The sequence below is a fragment of the Paraburkholderia tuberum STM678 genome, from assembly GCF_902833905.1.
In the GTDB taxonomy this organism is placed as follows: Bacteria; Pseudomonadota; Gammaproteobacteria; order Burkholderiales; family Burkholderiaceae; genus Paraburkholderia; species Paraburkholderia tuberum.
This window is the reverse complement of record NZ_CADFGP010000156.1, coordinates 1-1,944: the sequence shown is the minus strand read 5'-3', so window position 1 is coordinate 1,944 and position 1,944 is coordinate 1. Positions and strand designations below refer to the sequence as shown.

The 1,944-nt window shown below is 53.9% G+C and carries 1 protein-coding gene and 2 pseudogenes; 2 read left to right on the top strand and 1 reads right to left on the bottom strand.

Annotated elements, in window-relative coordinates:
- A pseudogene (locus HWY30_RS40690) lies at window positions 1–88 on the top strand (IS6 family transposase); the annotation flags it as partial.
- Between the two features lie 398 nt (window positions 89–486).
- On the opposite strand, the gene HWY30_RS40685 reads toward HWY30_RS40690, so the two are convergent.
- Window positions 487–1,533 (bottom strand): hypothetical protein, encoded by a 1,047-nt coding sequence (locus tag HWY30_RS40685; protein WP_143037343.1) that lies wholly within the window; start codon window positions 1,531–1,533, stop codon window positions 487–489.
- 155 nt (window positions 1,534–1,688) lie between these two features.
- Between HWY30_RS40685 and HWY30_RS40680 the strand changes: the two are divergent.
- A pseudogene (locus HWY30_RS40680) lies at window positions 1,689–1,895 on the top strand (glutathione binding-like protein); the annotation flags it as partial.
- Window positions 1,896–1,944 lie beyond the last annotated feature (49 nt).

The following is a 1,944-nucleotide window of genomic DNA, read 5'->3' as shown; positions in this document are numbered from 1 at the left end:
AATGCACATGATCAGGAAAGGACAGATGAAATGTATGGGCAAAGACCCGTTGTCTGCTTCCCGGCAGTTTTATTCACTTGTTATGTAAGCAATACTGATTATATTGACATTTGTCGTCTCGTCACGCTTACTGCGACAGAACCGAATCGACGGCGTCCATTGGTGTTGGAGGCCCGAAATAGCATTAGCCGCAAGACGGAACGCGAAAACGCCTCCAACCACTCCATGGGATGTCGGGGTTAAGTCATAAAGCTGGACAGTGAACTGGATGTCTTGGACGCACGAGTGGCCCTCGAAGACGAGTTCAATTCGATTCTGTTCTTCAAAAGGTGTCGAGCCTGTCAGGCTGGGTACCATCGAAGACTCTGGCATCGTCAGATTCGCAGCTCGGTCGAACATGCGAGGAGCCTGCCCGACAGGCTTCCTTGTAAAGCGAACTTTCGCTATCTCGCTTCAGAGCATTTCAGGGCAGTTGCTGCTGGCCCATCACTGGCCATGCAACCTGCACGACATAAGCTGAATTGCAGGCACAAGCTGAATCGCTTTAACCATTTTGTTGTAGTCGTACATGCTGAACCTTTCCTGGAAGATATCGGGCTCTAGAGCGCGTGCCATCCTCGCAAAACACAAACAATCCGCATCACTTCCGAGCTTGCTGGGACAGGTCCGCATGAACTGCGACGGACCGCCTTGAGCATCGTGCATGCTTGCGATAACGGAGGTGTTCATAGTGTTGAGAAAACCTCTTCCCTTTGCGGAGCATCCCATGCGCTGTCCGACAGAGGTGCCTTGCTGCGCAAACGGATACAGCGTAGAAAACGGGCCAAACAACTGCTGAATAGGTGAAGATTCCGAAATCTGCGTAGACGCCACCATACCGGAAAGCGCATACTGGCCCGCTTCATCAGGGACGTGGATTTGTGCGTTGGGGTTCATTTTATGGAGCTCGTCGTTGCAGCTTTTTACGATGGCATAGACGACCGCAGAAAGAAAAGCCTGGTTTTCGCGCGACTGCGAAAAGGGTGCCCCAAATGCAGCTTGACTGAATGGAACTTGAAACTGGCCGGGAACGCCAAAGGTTGCTGCGTCTGGAGATGCTGGTACGGTCTGAGGTACCACCGCTCCATAATGATAGGGCGTGCTGAATCTGCCATTCGGTTGCCAGTTATCGGATGCAAGAGCAAAGCCGTCGAAGCTCGCAGTCTCTTTCATCTTTCCCCCCGCATCGGCCATGACCCGCATCCGGGTCGCCTGCGGGCAAATGGCGAGGCCCTCGTGCACAGCCCAGCTCGTCGCTCGCGTGATTGCTTGAGGATGCTGCTCATCGAAAGCGCCTGCCGGAAATGCCATAAAGGCCATCAAGTCTCCTTGACAGTTATTGGTAGTGGCAATCCTGACATGGACGCCCGAAATTTCCGGCACATCTTGATTGACGATGTTGTTTAGAGCAGCCCAAGCGCCAGTTGAGGCGCCTAAAACAAAAATTGTGGTGGCAAATCCAATCGCTAGCGTTCTTAAAAAACGAGCAAACATTGCCAACCTCCCGCTGAAGGTGTCCCTGAGTCACGCCGCCGAGCGAAGCAAATATAGTCTTCCGATAGTCACGTGCCAACCAATTTGAACGACACGGACGTGCATTGAGCCACTTTGGCGGCAATGGTCTAGACGGTGCTCCCGCAACGCTTACTTTCAACGACGTTCTGACAAGACAGCCGTTCGTCGCCGGGGACGCCTTCTCGATGGCCGATATCACGGTCATCGGCGGGTTGATCTTTGCGTCGATAGTGAAGCTGCCCGTGCCGGAGCAATGCGAGGCCCTTCAGGCCTGGTACGCGAAAATGCGGGAGCGCCCGTATCCGTCAGCGGAACCCGCGTTGACGGTGTCGCGCGGTTAGATGTCGACGATCTTCCGCAACAGAGCGTAAGAGACCCGCCAATGGCCTT

Bases quoted from the DNA above. Each gene is read 5' to 3' on its own strand.
- HWY30_RS40685 (WP_143037343.1), bottom strand. From the start codon at position 1,533: ATGTTTGCTCGTTTTTTAAGAACGCTAGCGATTGGATTTGCCACCACA.